Raw genomic sequence first — 19139 nt, forward strand, 5'->3', positions numbered from 1 at the left:
CCACCATCGCGAGTCTTGAGAGGCTTGGTGCGCATCAGGACCCAGATCACTGCCACGCTGTTGAGCGCCGCGGCCCTGATCGGCGTGGTGGGCGCTGTTGCGATTCTGTCCCAGATGTCGCTGACCAGATCAGCCGCGCTGGCGGAGGCGAGCGTCGCGCGCCAATTGGCGGAGGCTATCGCCTTCAAGACTGCTGACGCGCCACGACCATTGTTCGAAAGACGCGAGGCGCTGCGCGAATTCGTAAGATTGCAGCACAGCAACTCAAAGCGCGATCTCGTCGTCGTCGATCGCGACAAGACCATCCTCGCCGACGTACCGGGCGAGGAACAGAATGTCGGCAAGCCTTTCGATCACGATCGCGGCAACGAAATCGGTCACACCATCGATGACGGTCAGCCGCGTGATTTTGTCGAGGACAGCGATGACGTGTTCGAGGCCATTAATCTTGTCGCGGTGCCGATCGAGGACGCATCCAACAAGACCGTCGGCGCCGTCCTGTTCGAATACACGCCCCTGTTGCATGCAGCCCGGAATCGCACAAATGCCATGCTCTGGCTTGTCGGCTTGTCCACCGCCGCCGCCATGCTGATTGCGGCATTTTCCGCCTTTTTGCTGCTCAACCGGTTTGGCGCCGGTCTTTCCAGCCTCAATCGCGGCATCGAAGCGCTGGCGCGCGGCGATAGCGGCGCCCGCATCGGCCACGCCTCCGGGGACGAATTCGGACAGCTGGCGAAAGGCTTCGACACGATGGCGGCGGAGCTCGAATCGTCGCGACGGCAACTCGTCGATCAGAAAGCTTACATCGAGGATATCGTGCGCACGGTGGCCGAGGGCATCGCCGTCATCGACGGTGACGGCCGGGTCATGTCGGTCAATCCGGCCGCCGCCGATATCGCCGGGCGACACGCGAGCAAGATCGAGGGGCAGGACTGGCGATCGGTCCTGGAAATGCGGGGACCGACCGGGGACCGGCTCGGGACGGGAGCGTCCCCGGTGGAATTGGCGCTTGCCACGGGGCGGCGGCATCAAGGCGAAGTGCGTCTGGTGAAGCCCGACGGCTCGCAGCTGCCGGTGATCGCCAGCTGCAATCCGCTCAACCGGGCCGATGGCGGCATCGTGCTGACGCTCAGCGACATCAGCGAACTGCGCAGCGCCGAGCGGGCGGTGAATGACCGCGCCGAGGAGTTGGCCGTGCTCAACCGTGAGCTGAGAGAGACGTCGGAAGCCACAAACCGCTTGGTCAAGCTGGGCGAGCTGCTGCAGGCCTGCGTGACCTTCCAGGAGGCATTCTCGGTCGTCGGCTCGGCGATGCCGGATTTTTTCGGCGGCTTGAGCGGAACGGTCCATCTGACCAGCGCCTCGCGCAACCTGGTCGAGGAGATGGCGCATTGGGGCGATGTCCGCTCCAGCGTCGGCCAATTTGTCCCGGAAGATTGCTGGGCGCTGCGCCGCGGCCAGGAACATGTCGCCGGCCCGGGCATGTTGACGCCTCGCTGCAATCACATCACCGAAAATGGCGGGCGCGGCTATGTCTGCATGCCGCTGGCGGCGCAGGGCGAGACGCTCGGCATCGTCCATCTCACCGAGCCCAATGCAGCCGACAGGCCGGACTGGCTGGCCGAGCGAAGGCAGGTGCTGCGCGGCGTCGTCGACACGCTGGCGCTGGCGCTGGCCAATTTGCGGCTGCGCGAAACGCTTCGACAGCAATCGATCCGCGATCCCAATACCGGGCTCTACAACCGCCGCTATCTCGAGGAAACGAGCAGCCGCGAACTGCGGCGCCTGGAGCGCTCGGGGCAGCCGATGGCGGTGATCATGCTCGACGTCGACCATTTCAAGCAGTTCAACGACACATTCGGTCACGAGGCCGGCGATCTCGTGCTCAAGCAGGTGGCCAGCACGCTGCTCGACCATGCCCGGGAAAGCGACGTGGTGTCGCGCTATGGCGGCGAGGAGTTCGCGGTGATGATGCCCGGAACGTCACTTGTCGATGCCGCCGAGCGCGCCGAGGCGCTGCGAAAGGCGGTCAAGCAGCTGCATCTGACGCATCGCGGGCGCACATTGGGCACCATCACCGCCTCGTTCGGCGTGTCCGCCTTCCCAGAGCTCGGCGCCTCATGGGCCGAAATCGTCAACGCGGCGGATCGTTCGCTCTATCAGGCAAAGGCGGACGGGCGCGACCGGGTCGTCGCGGGATTGCGCAAGACCGATCCCGACTGGGACCTTTCCAGCCCCGGCAGAAGCGCGGCCGAGGGCTGAGCTTCGGCGCCCGCGCTTCGGGCGAGATGCATCAGCGCGACAGCGCAACCTCGGCATGGCTCATGACAACGCTGCCTGGCTCGATCGCCTGCATGGCCTCGCTGTCGCCGATCTCGGCCATGATGCGGTCGGCCGCCGCCTGGGCTTGATCCAGGCTCTGCCAGCGCACGACGTCCACCCAGGTGCCATCCTCACGCTTCCCGAGGTGACGGGCAAGAAAGCCCGGCTGCCGGACAAGCCAGTCGGTCATGATCCCGTTATTGGCGACAAAGCCGGCTTCGGTGCCGGGCTTGAGGCGGAAGGTGACGATTTCCAGGGTCTCGGTCATGAAGAATCTCCAAAGGCCGGTTTCGTCGGTCTTATGACATGATCGGCGACAGGAATCAGTCAGGATGAGTGTCGCCGGGCCGGCTATAGGCGCGCTCGCTTGCGAAGCCTTGCTGTTTTGGCTAAGGAGGCCGCGCATTTCCGCGCCGGCGTAACCCTGGCGTTTCCTCCGGTTCCGGCCTTGCGCCGGCTTCAGTCAAAGGCATTTCGCTTCCATGGCGCGTATCGTGATGAAATTCGGCGGAACCTCGGTCGCCGACATCGCCCGCATCCGCAATGTGGCGCGCCATGTCAAACGCGAGGTCGATGCCGGCCATGAAGTGGCGGTCGTGGTGTCGGCGATGGCCGGCAAGACCAACGAACTGGTCGCCTGGACGCGCGAGGCTTCGCCGATGCATGACGCGCGCGAATATGACGCGGTCGTCGCCTCGGGCGAACAGGTCACCGCCGGCCTGTTGGCGATCACGCTGCAGAGCATGGGAGTGCATGCCCGCTCGTGGCAGGGCTGGCAGATCCCGATCAAGACCGACAATGCACACGGCGCGGCGCGCATCCTCGACATCGACGGCGCCTTCCTGATCAAGCGCTTCGGCGAGGGTCAGGTGGCGGTCATCGCCGGTTTCCAGGGTATCGGGCCGGACAACCGCATCGCGACGCTCGGCCGCGGCGGCTCCGATACAAGCGCCGTCGCGATCGCGGCAGCGGTCAAGGCCGACCGCTGCGACATCTACACCGATGTCGACGGCGTCTACACCACCGATCCGCGCATCGAGCCGAAAGCCCGGCGTCTCGCCAAGATTTCCTTCGAGGAAATGCTCGAAATGGCCTCGCTCGGCGCCAAGGTGCTGCAGGTGCGCTCGGTCGAGCTTGCCATGGTACACAGGGTGCGTACCTTCGTGCGGTCGTCCTTCGACGATCCCGATGCGCCCGGAATGGGGGATTTGCTCAATCCGCCCGGAACGCTTATTTGCGACGAGGAAGAGATCGTGGAACAGCAGGTCGTCACCGGAATTGCCTACGCCAAGGACGAAGCGCAGATTTCGCTGCGCCGCGTCGGCGACCGTCCAGGCGTCGCCGCCGGCATTTTCGGCCCGCTGGCCGAGGCCAACATCAATGTCGACATGATCGTCCAGAACATCTCCGAGGACGGCAAGTTCACCGACATGACTTTCACGGTGCCTTCCGGCGACGTCGACAAGGCGCTTGCCGTGCTGGAGAAGCTGAAAGCCGAAGTCGGCTACGATGTCGTGCAGTCGGAAGCCGGCATGTCGAAGGTCTCGGTCATTGGCATCGGCATGCGAAGCCACGCCGGCGTCGCCGCCACCGCCTTCAAGGCGTTGGCCGACAAGGCGATCAACATCCGTGCCATCACCACTTCCGAGATCAAAATCTCGATACTGATCGACGGTCCCTATACGGAACTTGCAGTTCGTACTTTGCATTCCGTCTACGGTCTGGATAAGCAATAGCAAGAACTGAGTCAGTTGTTGCGTGAACGCCGGCCGCGGGAGAAACTGCGGCGGGCGAAATGCCCATTGGAGAACAAGCCGCGATGCGTGATACGGCCAGTGGCCCGCGCGTTCTGCTCAAACGGCTTCGCGAGCTCATGCAGGAGCCGCTGGAGCCGCAGGAGCGGCTTGACCGCATCGTGCGCGACATCGCCTCCAACATGGTCGCCGAAGTCTGCTCGCTCTACGTGCTGCGCGCCGACTCGGTGCTCGAACTCTACGCCACCGAGGGTCTGAACCCCAACGCCGTCCACCTGTCGCAGCTCAGGCTCGGACAGGGCCTGGTCGGCACGATCGCCGCCAGCGCGCGGCCGCTCAACCTGTCCAACGCGCAGGAGCACCCGGCCTTCGCCTACCTGCCGGAGACGGGCGAAGAGATCTACCATTCCTTCCTCGGCGTGCCGGTGCTGAGGGCCGGGCGCACGCTCGGCGTCCTGGTCGTCCAGAACAAGACCATGCGGCAGTACCGCGAAGACGAGATCGAGGCGCTGGAGACGACGGCGATGGTGATCGCCGAGATGATCGCCACCGGCGATCTCGCGCGCCTGACCAAGCCGGGGCTGGAGCTCGACCTGCGCCGCCCGGTGAGCTTCACCGGCCTTTCCTTCAATGACGGCGTCGGCCTTGGCCATGTCGTGCTGCACGAGCCGCGCATCGTCGTCACCAACCTCTTCAACGAGGACAGCGAGGAGGAGGTGCGCCGGCTGCAGTCTTCGCTCGGCTCGCTCAGGCTCTCCATCGACGACATGCTGGAGCGGCGCGAGGTCGCCTTCGAGGGCGAGCACCGCGAGGTGCTCGAGGCCTACCGCATGTTCGCCAATGACAGCGGCTGGGTGCGCCGGCTGGAAGAGGCGATCCGCAACGGCCTGACCGCGGAGGCGGCGGTCGAGAAGGTGCAGAGCGACATGCGCGCCCGCATGCTGCACATGACCGACCCTTATCTGCGTGAGCGGATGAGCGATTTCGACGACCTTGCCAACCGGCTGCTGCGCCAGCTGATGGGGCGCGGCCCGGAGGATGTCGCAGCCGCGCTCCCGAAGGACGCCATCATCGTCGCCCGTTCGATGGGCGCGGCCGAGCTGCTCGACTATCCGCGCGACAAGCTGCGCGGCCTGGTGCTGGAGGACGGCGCCGCGACCAGCCACGTCGTCATCGTCGCCCGCGCCATGGGCATCCCCGTCGCCGGCCAGATGAAGGGCGCCGTTTCCATGGCGGAAAACGGCGATGCCATCATCGTCGACGGCGAGGAAGGCGCCATCCATCTGCGGCCACAGTCCGACCTGGAGGCCGCCTATGCCGAAAAGGTCCGTTTCCGGGCGCGGCGGCAGGAAGTCTATCGCGAGCTGCGCAAGAAGCCGTCGCTGACCAAGGACGGAGTGCCGGTTGATCTCCTGATGAATGCCGGTCTCGCCGTCGACCTTCCGCAGCTGACCGAGTCGGGCGCCGCCGGTATTGGGCTCTTCCGCACCGAATTGCAGTTCATGGTCGCCTCGACCTTCCCGCGCGCCGAGGCGCAGGAGCGGCTCTACCGCGACGTGCTCGATGCCGCGCACAGCAAGCCGGTCACCTTCCGCACCATCGATATCGGCGGCGACAAGGTGCTGCCTTATTTCAAGGGCGCGATCCAAGAGGAAAACCCGGCGCTCGGCTGGCGTGCGATCCGGCTGACGCTCGATCGTCCCGGCCTGCTCAGGACACAGATCCGGGCGCTGCTGAAGGCCAGCGGCGGCCGTGAGCTGAAGCTGATGCTGCCGATGGTGACCGAGCTGTCGGAGATCGCGCAGGCGCGCGAGATCATCGACCGCGAGGTCCGGCATCTGTCGCGCTTTGCCCATCACCTGCCCACCAGCCTCAAGCTCGGCGCGATGCTGGAAGTGCCCTCGCTCTTGTTCCAGCTCGACGAGCTGATGAAGGCGGTCGACTTCGTTTCGGTCGGTTCCAACGACCTCTTCCAGTTCATCATGGCGGTCGATCGCGGCAACACACAGCTTGCCGACCGCTTCGACACGCTTTCGGCGCCATTCCTGCGGGTGCTGAAGACGATCGCCGATGCCGGAGCCCGCAACAACACGCCGGTGACACTGTGCGGCGAGCTTGCCGGCAAGCCGATTTCGGCGATGGCGCTGATCGGCCTCGGCTTCCGCTCGATCTCGATGTCGCCGGCCTCGATCGGCCCGGTCAAGGCGATGCTGACCGAGCTGCCGCTGCAGGAGCTGAAAGACTTCTTCAAGGACAATCTGATGGCGCCCAGCCAGGGGACGCCGATGCGGGCGCTGCTGCAAGCCTTTGCCGACGACCGTTCTATTCCGCTCTAGATTCACGTGAGGGCGGTCTGCAAATGGCGATTTTCTGCGCTTCCGGTGCTCACGTACCTAAATGTACATTCCGCTCCGGTTCTCGAAACTCGCCATTTTCGACTCGCCCTGACGTGAATTCCATCGAAGTTCGAAGACCATGATCAACCTGCCCCGCGACCGTATGGATCAAGTCGTCAAGCGTTTCGACATGCTCGAAGCGCAGATGGCGGCCGGACCCGCCGCTGATCAATATGTCAAGATGGCTTCCGAATATGCCGACATCCAGGAGATGGTGGGCAAGATCCGGTCGTTGCGCGCCGCCGAGCAGGAGCAGGCGGATCTCGAGGCGATGCTCGCCGACAAGGCGACCGACGCCGACATGCGGGCCCTGGCCGAGGCGGACCTGCCTCAGGTGGAGAGCCGCATCGAGACGCTGCAGAAGGATATCCAGATCCTGCTCCTGCCCAAGGACGCGGCCGATGAGAGGAACGCCATCCTCGAAATCCGCGCCGGCACTGGCGGCGACGAGGCGGCGCTGTTCGCCGGCGATCTCTTCCGGATGTATGAGCGTTATGCCGCCTCGCGCGGCTGGCGGTTCGAAGTCGTTTCGGCAAGCGACGGCGAGGTCGGCGGCTACAAGGAAATCATCGCCTCGGTGTCGGGAAAGGGCGTGTTCGCGCATCTGAAGTTCGAATCCGGCGTTCACCGCGTCCAGCGCGTGCCGGAAACCGAAGCCGGCGGGCGCATCCATACCTCGGCGGCGACGGTCGCCGTTCTGCCCGAGGCCGAGGAGGTCGATATCGATATCCGGCCGGAGGATATCCGCATCGACACAATGCGCGCCTCGGGTTCCGGCGGCCAGCACGTCAACACCACCGACTCGGCGGTTCGCATCACCCACCTGCCGACCGGCATCATGGTGGTGCAGGCGGAGAAGTCGCAGCACCAGAACCGGGCGCGCGCCATGCAGATCCTGCGCGCGCGTCTCTACGACCTGGAGCGTAGCCGCGCGGATGAGGAGCGCTCGTCGTCGCGAAAATCGCAGGTCGGGTCCGGCGACCGGTCGGAGCGCATCCGCACCTACAACTTCCCGCAAGGGCGCGTCACCGACCACCGCATCAACCTCACGCTCTACAAGCTCGACCGGGTGATGATGGGCGAGCTCGACGAGGTCATCGACGCGCTGATCGCCGACCATCAGTCGAAGCTGCTTGCCGATATGAGCCTCGATGGCTGATCGACTGCCTGCCGCGCTCGGCCCGCTGCTCAGGGCGGCGCGCGAGCGTCTGGCCGCCGCCAGCATTGACGATCCCGCGCTCGATTCCCGGCTGATCGTGGAACATTTCTCCGGCACGACCCGCACCCAGGCCATTGCCGAACCGGGGCACGAGGTGGGTTCCGCGGCGCTTTCGGCCATCGAAGCGGCCCTGAGGCGTCGCGTCGCAGGCGAGCCGGTGCACCGCATCCTCGGCTACCGCGAATTCTACGGCTTGCGACTGTCGCTCTCACCGGAGACGCTCGAGCCGCGGCCGGACACCGAGACGCTGGTCGACGCCATCTTGCCTTTCGCCCGGGCAACTGCCGAACGGCTGGGCGAATGCCGCATTCTCGACCTCGGCACCGGCACCGGCGCCATCGCGCTGGCCCTGCTCGCCGCCGTTCCGGCTTCCACCGCGACGGGCGTCGACATTTCACCAGACGCATTGGCGACCGCGGCCGGAAATTCCCGGGTTCTGGGGCTCGGCGGGCGCTTCAAAGCCTTGCATTCCAACTGGTTCGAAAAAGTTTCGGGGTCCTACCATGTAATTGCCTCGAACCCTCCCTATATACCTAGCAGAGAGATTGGAAATCTGCAGGACGAGGTCCGGGATTTCGACCCGCATCAGGCCCTTGACGGCGGTGCGGATGGTTTGGACCCTTACCGGGTCATCGCCGCCGAAGCGGCAGGATTTCTAGAAACGCAAGGCAGAGTAGCGGTCGAGATCGGCCACACGCAGAAAAACGAGGTCAGCGGGATATTCGTGGCAGCCGGCTATGTGTTAACCGGGACACATCGCGACCTCGGCGGCAATGACAGAGTTCTGGTGTTCGAGCGGCGAAAGCCCTGATGCAGCGCGAAAAAACCGCTTGGCAATATAAGGGAATGCAGTTAGGGTCCGGCTCGACCGGATGAGACGAAGCAGGCAGTGCTCCCAGCGATTCGGTTTTCCTTGGAAATAGCTGCCTTCTTGCGCAAACGACGCCCAAGCTTCGTGCGGGAATCATCCGGCAAGTGATGTAACCGGAACAGGATGGCACGTGGCGCCAACGCAATTGATGCGGGCGAACGCCGGTGAAGAAACGAAACGGCTGGCTGCATGAGCGCCTCCGTTCGTGAATGGTTTTTTCGAAAATTCACTATGAAGAGAGTCTAATGAGGCCACAACAGCAGAACAGGCGCATGCGCGGTCGCAACAACAATGGCGGCGGTGGCAACAACAACAACCGCAAGGGGCCAAATCCCCTGACCCGCACCTACGAGAGCAACGGCCCGGACGTGAAGATCCGCGGATCGGCTCAACAGATCGCCGAAAAATACGCCACACTCGCCCGTGACGCGCAGAGCTCCGGCGACCGGGTGATGGCGGAGAACTACCTCCAACATGCCGAGCACTACAATCGCATCATTGCCGCCGCGCAGGCGCAGATGCCGATCCAGAACGCCCAGCAAAACCGCGACGACTTCGACGACGATCTCGATGAGGATCGTGACGAGTTCGATTCTGTCGGCAACACCAGCGGCAGTGGAGCCGAGGCGCCGACCGGCTCGGGGCCGCAGCCTGTGATCGAAGGTACGCCGGCGGAACTTGCATACAACCAGGATAACGGCCGCGACAACAACCGGCGTGACAATAACCAGCGCGACAACCGCGACAACAATGGCCGCGACCGGCATCGTGATCGCCGCAACGGCGGCTACGGCCAGTATGGCCAGAACGGCCAGCGTGGCGACAACGGCCAGCGCGGCGAGCATGGCGGCCAACAGTTCGACCAGAACCGGCGCAACGAGACCACGGCGCAGCCCGAGGCCGCTGGAGAGGCCGGACCCCAGGCCGAGCAGGCGCCGCAGTTCGACAGTTTCTCGCCGGCAGCGCTCGCCGCACAGGCCGAGCTCAACGAAGCCGCCATGGACAATGGCGGCGGTCGCCGGCCGCGTCGTCCGCGCCGCCCGCGCGGCAACTATGCCGACCAGGCCGGCAATGGCGAGCAGGGCGACCAGCCGCAGAGCGCAAGCCCAGAAAATTCAGGCGAAGCAAATCCAGGCGAAGCACATAACGCGCCGAACGACGGCGGCGAGGCCGGCGCCAAGCCCGCCGAAGAGGCAAGGCCGGCGAGCGAGCCTGTCGCCAGTGAGCCGGCGCCGGTCGCCGGCGAAGCTCCTGGCGAACCTGTGACCGCCGACGCGAACCACTGACCGAAACGCCATTCAGGCATTTGCAGACGGCGGGGATCTTTCTCCGCCGTTTTCGTTCGTGCGCGGCTAAAGCGCGTCGCGGCGCGCTTTAGCTCTCTTTGCTCAATGCATGTCGCTTGCCCCAAAACCGCCGCGCACTTTTGGGGCGACATGCGGTGGCATATTCTGCTTTGATCGACATCAAGGCGTCTTGAGGGACTGCACCCCATACACCATATCTCGGCTGAACAGGGCTCGGCTCTTCTGAGCGGGTCCGTCACCGCAATCTGATCCGGTGCCGCAAAGCGGGCCGGTGATGGAAGGAGACAGATATGAATCTTGAAAAATACTCGGAGCGCGTGCGCGGCTTCATCCAGTCCGCGCAGACCATGGCGCTCTCGCGCAACCACCAGCAATTTACGCCTGAACATATGCTGAAGGTGCTCGTCGACGATGACGAGGGCCTTGCCGCGTCCCTGATCGAGCGTGCCGGGGGCAGTGCCCGCGACGTCAAGCTGGGCGTCGAGGCGGCGCTCGAGGCCATGCCCAAGGTCGAAGGCGGCAATGGCCAGCTCTATCTTGCCCAGCCGCTCGCCAAGGTGTTCTCGACCGCCGAGGACCTTGCCAAGAAGGCCGGCGACAGCTTCGTCACCGTCGAGCGACTGCTGCAGGCGCTTGTCATGGAGAAGTCGGCAAAGACCGCCGACATCCTGTCCAAGGCCGGCGTCACCGCGCAGGCGCTCAACCAGGCCATCAACGATATCCGCAAGGGCCGCACCGCTGATTCGGCCAGTGCCGAGCAGGGCTATGATGCGCTCAAGAAATATGCGCGCGACCTGACGGCCGATGCCCGCGCGGGCAAGCTCGATCCGGTCATCGGCCGCGACGACGAGATCCGCCGCACCATCCAGGTGCTGTCGCGGCGCACCAAGAACAACCCCGTGCTGATCGGCGAGCCGGGCGTCGGCAAGACGGCGATCGCCGAGGGCCTGGCGCTGCGCATTGTCAATGGCGACGTGCCGGAATCGCTGAAGGACAAGCAGTTGATGGCGCTCGACATGGGCGCGCTGATTGCCGGCGCCAAATATCGCGGCGAGTTCGAGGAGCGGCTGAAGGCCGTGCTCAACGAAGTCACCTCGGCCAGCGGCAACATCATCCTGTTCATCGACGAGATGCATACGCTGGTCGGCGCCGGCAAGGCGGATGGCGCGATGGACGCCTCGAACCTGTTGAAGCCGGCGCTGGCGCGCGGCGAGCTGCACTGCGTCGGCGCGACCACGCTCGACGAGTACCGCAAGCATGTCGAGAAAGACGCCGCCCTTGCCCGCCGTTTCCAGCCCGTCTTCGTCGACGAGCCGACCGTGGAGGACACGGTTTCGATCCTGCGCGGCCTGAAGGAGAAATACGAGCAGCACCACAAGGTGCGCATCTCCGATTCCGCGCTGGTCTCGGCGGCGACGCTTTCCAACCGCTACATCGCCGACCGCTTCCTGCCGGACAAGGCGATCGACCTGGTCGACGAAGCCGCGTCCAGGCTGCGCATGCAGGTCGATTCCAAGCCCGAGGCGCTGGACGAGATCGACCGCCGCATCATGCAGCTGAAGATCGAGCGCGAGGCGCTGAAGGTCGAGAAGGACGAGGCCTCGAAGGACCGGCTTGCCCGGCTGGAGAAGGAACTCGCCGGCCTCGAGGAGGAATCGACCGAGTTGACCACAAAGTGGCAGGCCGAAAAGCAGAAGCTTGGCCTCGCCGCCGACTTGAAGAAGCAGCTCGACGAGATGCGCAACGAACTGGCGATCGCGCAGCGCAAGGGCGAGTTCCAGCGCGCCGGCGAGCTTGCCTATGGCAAGATCCCGGAACTGGAGAAGAAGCTCAAGGAAGCCGAGGCCCAGGACGGCAAGACCGGCATGGTGGAAGAGGTGGTCACTCCTGACCACGTCGCGCATGTCGTATCGCGCTGGACCGGCATTCCGGTCGACAAGATGCTCGAAGGGCAGCGCGAGAAGCTGTTGCGCATGGAAGACGAGATCGGCAAGCGCGTGGTCGGTCAGGGCGAAGCCGTGCAGGCGGTGTCCAAGGCCGTGCGGCGTGCCCGCGCCGGCTTGCAGGATCCGAACCGGCCGATCGGCTCGTTCATGTTCCTCGGGCCGACCGGCGTCGGCAAGACCGAGCTCACCAAGGCGTTGGCCAGCTTCCTGTTCGACGACGAGACGGCGCTGGTGCGCATCGACATGTCGGAGTTCATGGAGAAGCATTCCGTCGCCCGGCTGATCGGCGCGCCTCCCGGCTATGTCGGCTATGAGGAAGGCGGCGCGCTGACCGAAGCGGTGCGGCGCCGGCCTTATCAGGTCGTGCTGTTCGACGAGATCGAGAAGGCGCATCCGGACGTGTTCAACGTGCTGCTGCAGGTGCTCGATGACGGCCGGCTGACCGACGGTCAGGGCCGCACGGTCGACTTCCGCAACACGCTGATCATCATGACGTCCAACCTCGGCGCCGACTACCTTGTCGATCTTCGCGACGACCAGGATGTCGATGCCGTGCGCGACCAGGTGATGGCCGTTGTGAAAGCCTCGTTCCGGCCGGAGTTCCTCAACCGCGTCGACGAGGTGATCCTGTTCCACCGGCTGCGCCGGCAGGACATGGACCGCATCGTCGAGATCCAGCTCAAGCGGCTGGAGAACCTGCTTGTCGACCGCAAGATCACGCTGTCGCTCGATCACGATGCGATCGAGTGGCTGGCGTCGAAGGGCTACGACCCGGCCTATGGCGCCAGGCCGCTGAAGCGGGTGATGCAGAAGGAGCTGCAGGACCCGCTGGCCGAGAAGATACTGCTCGGCGAGATCCTCGACGGTTCGACCGTCAAGGTCACGGCGGGTTCCGATCGGCTGAACTTCCGGGCGAAACCGACCGTGGTGGCGACGGAAGCCGCCGCCTGATCCCCGGCACGTTGGAATGAACAGGCGCGTCGCACCCGACCGGTGCGGCGCGCTTTGCTATTTTCGGGGACTGCCCATAATCAGCTGCCGATTCGGATGACCGGGAAGGGCTCGATGAAGCTCGACGACTACAACCACTTCTGCGCTTCATTGCCCGCGACGACGCATGTCGTCCAGTGGGGCGGCGCCCATGTCTGGAAGGTCGGCGGCAAGGTGTTCGCCATCGGCGGCTGGAACGACGGCGGCGAGCTTTTCGTCACCTTCAAATGTTCCGAGATGGCCTATGACGTGCTCAAGGATCAGCCAGGTTGCCGGCCGGCGCCCTATCTCGCCTCGCGCGGCATGAAATGGATCCAGCGCCAGACAAGCCAAAGCATGGATGATGCGGCGCTTCAGGACTATCTGCGCGAAAGCCACCGCCTGGTCGTCCTGAAGCTGACCAGACAGGCACGCAGGCAATTGGGGCTCGCGCCGACTAGCTAATGTTCCTCAAGGCATTGGAAAGCCGCCATCTTCATGCCCGGTTCATGTTGGAACCTTAATTTGGGTAACTGGTTTGCTGGCGAAGATTCGCCCGCCAGAAACCAGAGTCGACCGGAGAGCTTGACCCTCATGCTGCGCTTGATCTTTTCCTTTTCGGCACTCGCGGCCGGGCTGGCGTCTTGCGGCGCGTTCGCCGCGCCGAGCGTGGATGGCCCGCAAGGCGTGCGCCCGGCTGAGCGCGGCGCGCTGATGCTGGCCCAGGAAGGCAATATCGATATCTATTACGACGCCAGGGGCAATCGGGTGCTGGTCGATGCCGACACCGGTAAGGTCATCGCCATCCAGCCGCCGGGGAGCAGGCTCGACCGCCGCGCACTTCGCCGGCAGCGCATGCAGGAGCTCGGCCGCGCGCCGGCCGAGGACGACGACCGCTACTATCTCGACAATCCCGAGGACATGGCTCGCTTCCGCCGGCGGCAGCTGGAGGAGAATGGCCGGGTCATCCCGCCGCCGGTCGACGAATACGATCCCAACGGCGACGACAGTTCCGTCGATGCCTATCCGCCGGCGCCCAACAATGATGAAGGCTATGCCACCACCTACCCGGGGGAGCCGAATTCCAATACCATCAAGCGCCAACCGCTGAACGAGGCGTCGATCGATCCGGAGCAGCCGGGCCAGGGCGAGGTGCTGCAGACCAATCCGGAGGCCTCGTTGCCGCCGAACACGGGCGGCAAGGCCAGTGTCGATCCGTCGCTGTCGCTCGGGGTGCGTCAGGATGTTGCCGCGCTGCAGGTGCTGCTTGATCGCGGCGGCGCCTCGCCGGGCGTGATCGACGGGCGCTTCGGCTCCAATGTCGACAAGGCGCTGGCCGCCTATAACGAAATAAACGGCACGAATCTGAAATCGACCGATGCGGTTGGCATCCAGGCGGCGCTCGCCCAGTCGGGCGGCGACCCCTTTGCGTCCTACACGATCACGCCAGAAGATGTGGCCGGCCCGTATGTCGCCTCGGTTCCCGAGGACTACAGCCAGAAGGCCAAGCTCGACTGCATGTGCTACACCTCGGTCACCGAGGCGCTGGCCGAGCGTTTCCACATGGACGAGACCTATCTGAAGTCGATCAACAAGGGCGTCGACTTCAATCGCCCCGGCACGATGATCAAGGTCGCCAATTTCGGCAAGCTGGTCTCGACGCCGGTGACGCGCATCGTCGCCGACAAGACCAAGAAGGAAGTCTACGCCTATGATGGCAGCGGCAAGCTGGTCGCGGCCTATCCGGCGACCATCGGCTCGGCCGACACGCCGTCGCCGACCGGCATCCATGCTGTCTCGCGCATCGCGCTCGACCCGAACTACACCTACAATCCCAACATCAATTTCAAGCAGGGCCAGAACGACAAGATCCTGACCGTCCCGCCGGGGCCGAACGGTCCGGTCGGCTCGGTGTGGATCGCGCTCGACAAGCCGACCTACGGCATCCATGGCACCCCCGAGCCCTCCAAGATCGGCAAGACCGAGAGCCATGGCTGCGTGCGCCTGACCAACTGGGATGCGCGCGAGCTTGCCAAGCTGGTGTCGCCGGGCGTCACGGTGGAATTTGTCGGCGGACCAACAATCGCGGAGGTCGGCGGGACCTCAACCGATGAGTTTACGCAGCAGTGAGGCGCGCGGTGCCGCGGCATAGATGAGCTGCACCAGCAGGATGAAACCTATGCCGAGCAGCGGCGTGATCAGGCACAGCGCTGCGCCGACCGCCCACAGCGCCTGCGCCTTGACGATCCGATTGTAGACGGTGCGCCGCGTTTCAGCGTCCACGTCCTCGGCGATCATGCCGTTCCTGTCGGCGTACCACCAGCTGGCGAACAGCGTGGCGCCCAGCATCAAAAGGTTCAGCCAATAGACCAGCACCGCGATCCTGAACTCGAGGAAATCGGCCAGCAGGTCGGTCGAGAAGGGCAGCAGCGCGATGAAGGCGAGAAAGCACAGGTTCAATGTCGCGAGCCTGCGATCCGACTTTGCGATCAGGCCATGCTGGGCCTGCTGGCCGAACCAGAAGATGGTCAGCGTCAGGAAACTCAGCGCATAGGTCAGGAACCTCGGCGCCAGCGCGAGGATCGCTCCGAGCAACTCGCCTTCCGAATGCACCGCCTCCTGCGACGGAACCCTGATCTCCAGCACGATCAAGGTCAGCGCGATGGCGAAGACGCCGTCGGTTATGCCGACGATGCGCCCGCGTCCTTCCGCCGACGGTTCGAGCGGCCGCTTCATGGCTTCCCCCTCTATGCAATGCTGGAACCTAGCACGCCGCTGGCGGTTTGCATCAGGATTGGTGCCACCTCCCCACCCGGCAGAGCCGGACGATTTCAGGTCGAATCGACCTGAAATCTGAATCCGTCTCTGAATCAAAAGAGATGGAGCATGATGTCGCCCGAAAAACCGCTTCACACTTTTCGGCATCATGCTCGGTCGCCTGGTTTCAAGAACAGTGATGCTCTGGCTCGTTGTTGCAATCACTCCCGAGGGCTAAGCAGGAATCATGTCATCCGCGAACGAAACGACTGTTGATTCGCATTCGCCCGCGCGCGCGAAGGGTACATTCTGCCCTCAGACGCAGCGAAAGTTCGTGCTGGTCGCAGCGATTCTTGCCTCGGCGCTGGGTTTCATCGACGGGTCCATCCTGGCGATCGCCATGCCGGCGCTACGCGCCGATCTCGGCGCCAGCCTGGCGGAAGCGCAGTGGATTTCCAACGCCTATGCGCTGACGCTCTCGGCGCTCATCCTGGCGGGCGGTGCTGCAGGCGACCGGTTCGGGTTGCGGCGCGCCTTCGTTACCGGCATCGCGCTGTTCATCGCCGCCTCGCTCGCCTGCGCGGTGGCGCCCGATCCGGCAGTGCTGATCGCCTTCCGCGCCATCCAGGGCATCGGCGCGGCGATCATGGTGCCGGGCAGCCTCGCCATCATCGCCAAAGCCTATCCGAAGAAGGAGCGCGGCCGGGCGATCGGCATCTGGGCCGCCGCATCGGCGCTCACCACGGCGCTCGGCCCTGTTCTGGGCGGCTTCGTTTTGACGACTTTCGGCAATGGGGTCTGGCGCGCGATCTTCGCCATCAACCTGCCCCTCGGGCTGATCTCGATCTATCTGCTTTTGGCCAAGGTGCCGGCCGACAAGCCGACCGAGAAACGCAGCCTGGATCTCGGGGGCGCCGGGCTGGCGACGCTTTCCTTCGGCCTGCTCGCCTACGGGCTGACGGCAATGAACGCCGAAGGCGGCGGAATGCTGTCAACGCCCGCGATCGTTGCCGGTGTGGCTTTGCTCTTTGTCTTCATCGCTTATGAGCGCTGGCAGCGCGATCCGATGATCGATCTCGGCCTGTTCCGGACCAGGGCCTTTGCCGGCGCCAATCTGGCGACATTCTTCCTTTATTTCGCGCTGTCGGCCAATTTGTTCTACCTGCCGATGCTTCTGATCGCCGGCTGGAGACTGAGCGAGGCCGAGGTCGGCTTCATCTTCCTGCCGCTGTCGGCGTTGATCGCGCTTCTGTCAGGGCCGGTCGGCCAATGGTCGGACCGGATCGGTCCGCGCTTTCCGATCGCCAGCGGCAGCATGGTCGTCGCCATCGCCTTTGCCGGCCTCGCTTTGCTCACGCATTTCGGCATCCACAATTTCTGGACCGGGACCTTTCCGCTGATGGCGCTGATGGGGCTAGGCATGGCGCAGGTCGTGTCACCGCTGTCGACCGCGGTCATGACGTCCGTCGAGGACAAGGACACCGGTGCCGCGTCCGGCATCAACAATGCGGTCTCGCGCGTCGGCGGCCTGATCGCGGTGGCGGCGATGGGTTCGCTGGCGGCCTGGGTTTACGCGCGGATCATCGGCAATGCTTCCGGGGTGCCAGGTTTCGGCGAGCCGCCCGCTTCCGGGCTTGCGGCCAATCTCGATGCGGCCAGGGTGGCGGCAAGCGATTCGGCTTTCACCGCGGTCGCGGCGGTCACGGCGCTGCTTTGCGTGCTTGCTTCCCTCATCGCCTGGTTCACGGTTCCCGGACAGGCATCGCCTTGGCCGCGGCAGACAGACGAATCGCGTGATTAGCAATTCCAGGAAAAGTGTAAGCGGTTAAGCCGGGTGACTTCGCCGTAGGCTACCGTCTGGAATTGCGTCGAAAGAGGTAGAGCGGTTCCTGGAACTGCTCAGTTCGGAAGCTGCGAATCAGCCTTGGCGCTGGCGACCTTCAGCGAGTTGCCGTCTTCCTGCTTCAGAAGATCGTCGATGCGCTCGCGCTCTTTCTTGAAGGCCACGAGATCGTCCCCCTTCAGCACCTTGCCGACCGGCAGGCGCACGCGCATCGAATCGACCTTGGTGCCGTTGACGATCAGCTCGTAGTGAAGATGCGGGCCCGTCGACAGGCCGGTCTGGCCGAGATAGCCGATGACCTGGCCCTGGCGGACATGGACGCCGGGCTCGATGCCTTCGGCAAAAGCGCTCTGGTGGTTGTAGGACGTCTCGTAGCCATTGGCGTGGCGAATGATGATCTGCTTGCCATAGCCGCCGGCCCAGCCGGCCTTCTCCACGACGCCATTGCCGGCCGCGATGATGGGCGATCCGATCGGGGCGGCCCAGTCGGTGCCGGTGTGCATTCGCACATAGCCGAGAATCGGGTGACGGCGCGCGCCGAAGCCGGAGGTGAAGCGCCCGTTGGGCAGCGGGTTGCGCAGCAGGAACTGCTTGGCGCTCGAACCGTTCTCGTCGAAATAGTCGGTGCTGCCGTCCTGCATCTGGAAGCGGTAGAAATTCCGCGTCTGCCCGCCGAAGGTCGCCGACACGTAGAGAAGCTCGGAATTGTCGGAGGTCTGGTCGTCGCCGTCGGGCTGCGAGAACAAGACTTCCAGCCGGTCGGCCGGCGAAAGCCGCGACTGGAAATCGACGTCGGAGGCAAGAAGCTTGATCAGCTTCTGCGTCATCGCTTTCGACATGCCGTAGGAATAGGCGGTGCGATAGATGCCGTCATAGATATTGGGCAGGTTGCCGCGCACCACCACGGGCTGCGAATCGTCGAACGCCGTTAAAAGCTCGGGATTTGGCTCCGGCTCCTGGGCCGGCACATACTGGCCGCGGTCGTCGAGCGCGATGGTGACGATGTGCGTGGTCTTGTCATAGACGCTGGTGCGCACGACCTTGGCGATGTCGCCTCGTACTTCGAGGCCGACACGCAGCACCGTTCCGGCCTTGAGCGCCGTGGTGTTCAACAGCTTGCCGATCGCTTCCGCCATGCCGGTGGCGTCAGCGCCGGTGTAGCCCGAATCGGCATAGGCCTCGGCGATGTCCGTATCCTCGGTGAAGGGAATGATTTCCTCGGCGAAGGCCGGGGTCTGGTCGTCCAGAGTGGCGCGAGGCGTCACCGAAACGTTTTCCTGCGTGATCTTCACGTCATAGGAGCCGGCCATCGATTCGGCGAAGGCGTCGCCGAATCGCTGCGGATCGATATAGTGCAGCGCCGCCACCTGCACGGCGCCGTCGCTCAGGCCGTTGCTGGCGTCCCGTACCACCTTCTCCACCTCGTCGGCGGACAGGTCGCTCTTTTCGTCGAAGGAAGCCGTCTCGATCGGGAAATTGACCGTCTTGAGGCTCATTTCGCTTTCAACCTTGGCGCCGTAGATCTGCGCGGCGGCCGCGGCGGCCGTTGCCGGCTGGGCATTGTCGTCGCTGTCGTCGCCGAAGACCTGCAGGGGGTCGAATGGCGGGTAGGGGCGGTTTGTGGTGTGGCCGGCGGCCAAGGCCATCTTGATCTGCACGAAAGGCATGGTGTGGATAACGTCACGGTCGCCGACCTTGGTGACCATCGAAACTTCCATGCGCCGCCGGTCCTTCGCCCGGGCGATCTGGCGGGGT

Annotated in this window: 13 protein-coding genes (1 of these 13 cut by a window edge); 10 read left to right on the forward strand and 3 right to left on the reverse strand. The window is 64.4% G+C overall.

Features of this window, described 5'->3' with window-relative positions; genetic code table 11:
• Positions 1 to 27: 27 nt before the first annotated feature.
• Positions 28 to 2262 (forward strand): diguanylate cyclase, encoded by a 2235-nt coding sequence (locus CK230_RS09790; protein ID WP_141246011.1) that lies wholly within the window; start codon positions 28 to 30, stop codon positions 2260 to 2262.
• A 31-nt stretch (positions 2263 to 2293) separates the two neighbouring features.
• Here CK230_RS09790 and CK230_RS09795 read toward each other — a convergent pair whose 3' ends face one another.
• On the reverse strand, positions 2294 to 2590 hold the full coding sequence (locus tag CK230_RS09795; RefSeq protein ID WP_095816941.1) for a hypothetical protein: 297 nt from the start codon (positions 2588 to 2590) through the stop codon (positions 2294 to 2296).
• A gap of 214 nt (positions 2591 to 2804) precedes the next feature.
• On the opposite strand from CK230_RS09795, the gene CK230_RS09800 reads away from it, so the two are divergent.
• The 8 genes from CK230_RS09800 (at position 2805) to CK230_RS09835 (ending at position 14914) form a co-directional block, all read left to right on the forward strand.
• Positions 2805 to 4058: an aspartate kinase gene (locus tag CK230_RS09800; RefSeq protein ID WP_095816942.1), complete on the forward strand. Its 1254-nt coding sequence runs from the start codon at positions 2805 to 2807 to the stop codon at positions 4056 to 4058.
• 83 nt (positions 4059 to 4141) lie between these two features.
• Positions 4142 to 6412, forward strand: a complete 2271-nt coding sequence (ptsP, locus tag CK230_RS09805; RefSeq protein ID WP_095816943.1) for a phosphoenolpyruvate--protein phosphotransferase — start codon at positions 4142 to 4144, stop codon at positions 6410 to 6412.
• A 139-nt stretch (positions 6413 to 6551) separates the two neighbouring features.
• Entirely contained in the window at positions 6552 to 7631 is a 1080-nt protein-coding gene (gene prfA, locus CK230_RS09810; protein WP_095816944.1) for a peptide chain release factor 1, read from the forward strand.
• A complete protein-coding gene (gene prmC, locus CK230_RS09815; RefSeq protein ID WP_095816945.1) occupies positions 7624 to 8502 on the forward strand; it encodes a peptide chain release factor N(5)-glutamine methyltransferase in 879 nt (292 codons plus the stop codon). The genes prfA and prmC overlap by 8 nt, the downstream gene beginning before the upstream one ends.
• Before the next feature lie 305 nt (positions 8503 to 8807).
• Positions 8808 to 9848 (forward strand): DUF4167 domain-containing protein, encoded by a 1041-nt coding sequence (locus CK230_RS09820; RefSeq protein ID WP_095816946.1) that lies wholly within the window; start codon positions 8808 to 8810, stop codon positions 9846 to 9848.
• Between the two features lie 311 nt (positions 9849 to 10159).
• Complete coding sequence (clpB, locus tag CK230_RS09825; RefSeq protein ID WP_095816947.1) at positions 10160 to 12766, forward strand: ATP-dependent chaperone ClpB; 2607 nt, start codon at positions 10160 to 10162, stop codon at positions 12764 to 12766.
• A 114-nt stretch (positions 12767 to 12880) separates the two neighbouring features.
• The gene (locus tag CK230_RS09830; RefSeq protein WP_095817018.1) at positions 12881 to 13249 is read left to right on the forward strand and encodes an MmcQ/YjbR family DNA-binding protein; all 369 of its coding nucleotides are present in this window, start codon (positions 12881 to 12883) and stop codon (positions 13247 to 13249) included.
• Positions 13250 to 13378: 129 nt separating this feature from the next.
• On the forward strand, positions 13379 to 14914 hold the full coding sequence (locus tag CK230_RS09835; RefSeq protein ID WP_095816948.1) for a L,D-transpeptidase family protein: 1536 nt from the start codon (positions 13379 to 13381) through the stop codon (positions 14912 to 14914).
• Here the strand turns inward: CK230_RS09835 and CK230_RS09840 are convergent.
• Entirely contained in the window at positions 14888 to 15520 is a 633-nt protein-coding gene (locus tag CK230_RS09840; protein WP_095816949.1) for a TMEM175 family protein, read from the reverse strand. The genes CK230_RS09835 and CK230_RS09840 overlap by 27 nt on opposite strands.
• A 268-nt stretch (positions 15521 to 15788) precedes the next feature.
• Here CK230_RS09840 and CK230_RS09845 point away from each other — a divergent pair, with 268 nt between their 5' ends.
• Positions 15789 to 17342, forward strand: a complete 1554-nt coding sequence (locus tag CK230_RS09845) for an MFS transporter (RefSeq protein WP_095816950.1) — start codon at positions 15789 to 15791, stop codon at positions 17340 to 17342.
• A 98-nt stretch (positions 17343 to 17440) separates the two neighbouring features.
• Here the strand turns inward: CK230_RS09845 and CK230_RS09850 are convergent, their stop codons facing one another.
• On the reverse strand, positions 17441 to 19139 hold the 3' portion of the coding sequence (locus tag CK230_RS09850) for a M23 family metallopeptidase (protein ID WP_176480058.1). It continues 281 nt past the right edge of the window; 1699 of the gene's 1980 nt are visible here — the last part of the coding sequence; its start codon lies off the right edge, out of view — the gene reads right to left on this strand; its stop codon occupies positions 17441 to 17443.

The organism is Mesorhizobium sp. WSM3859 (genome assembly GCF_002295065.1).
Taxonomy (GTDB): domain Bacteria; phylum Pseudomonadota; class Alphaproteobacteria; order Rhizobiales; family Rhizobiaceae; genus Mesorhizobium.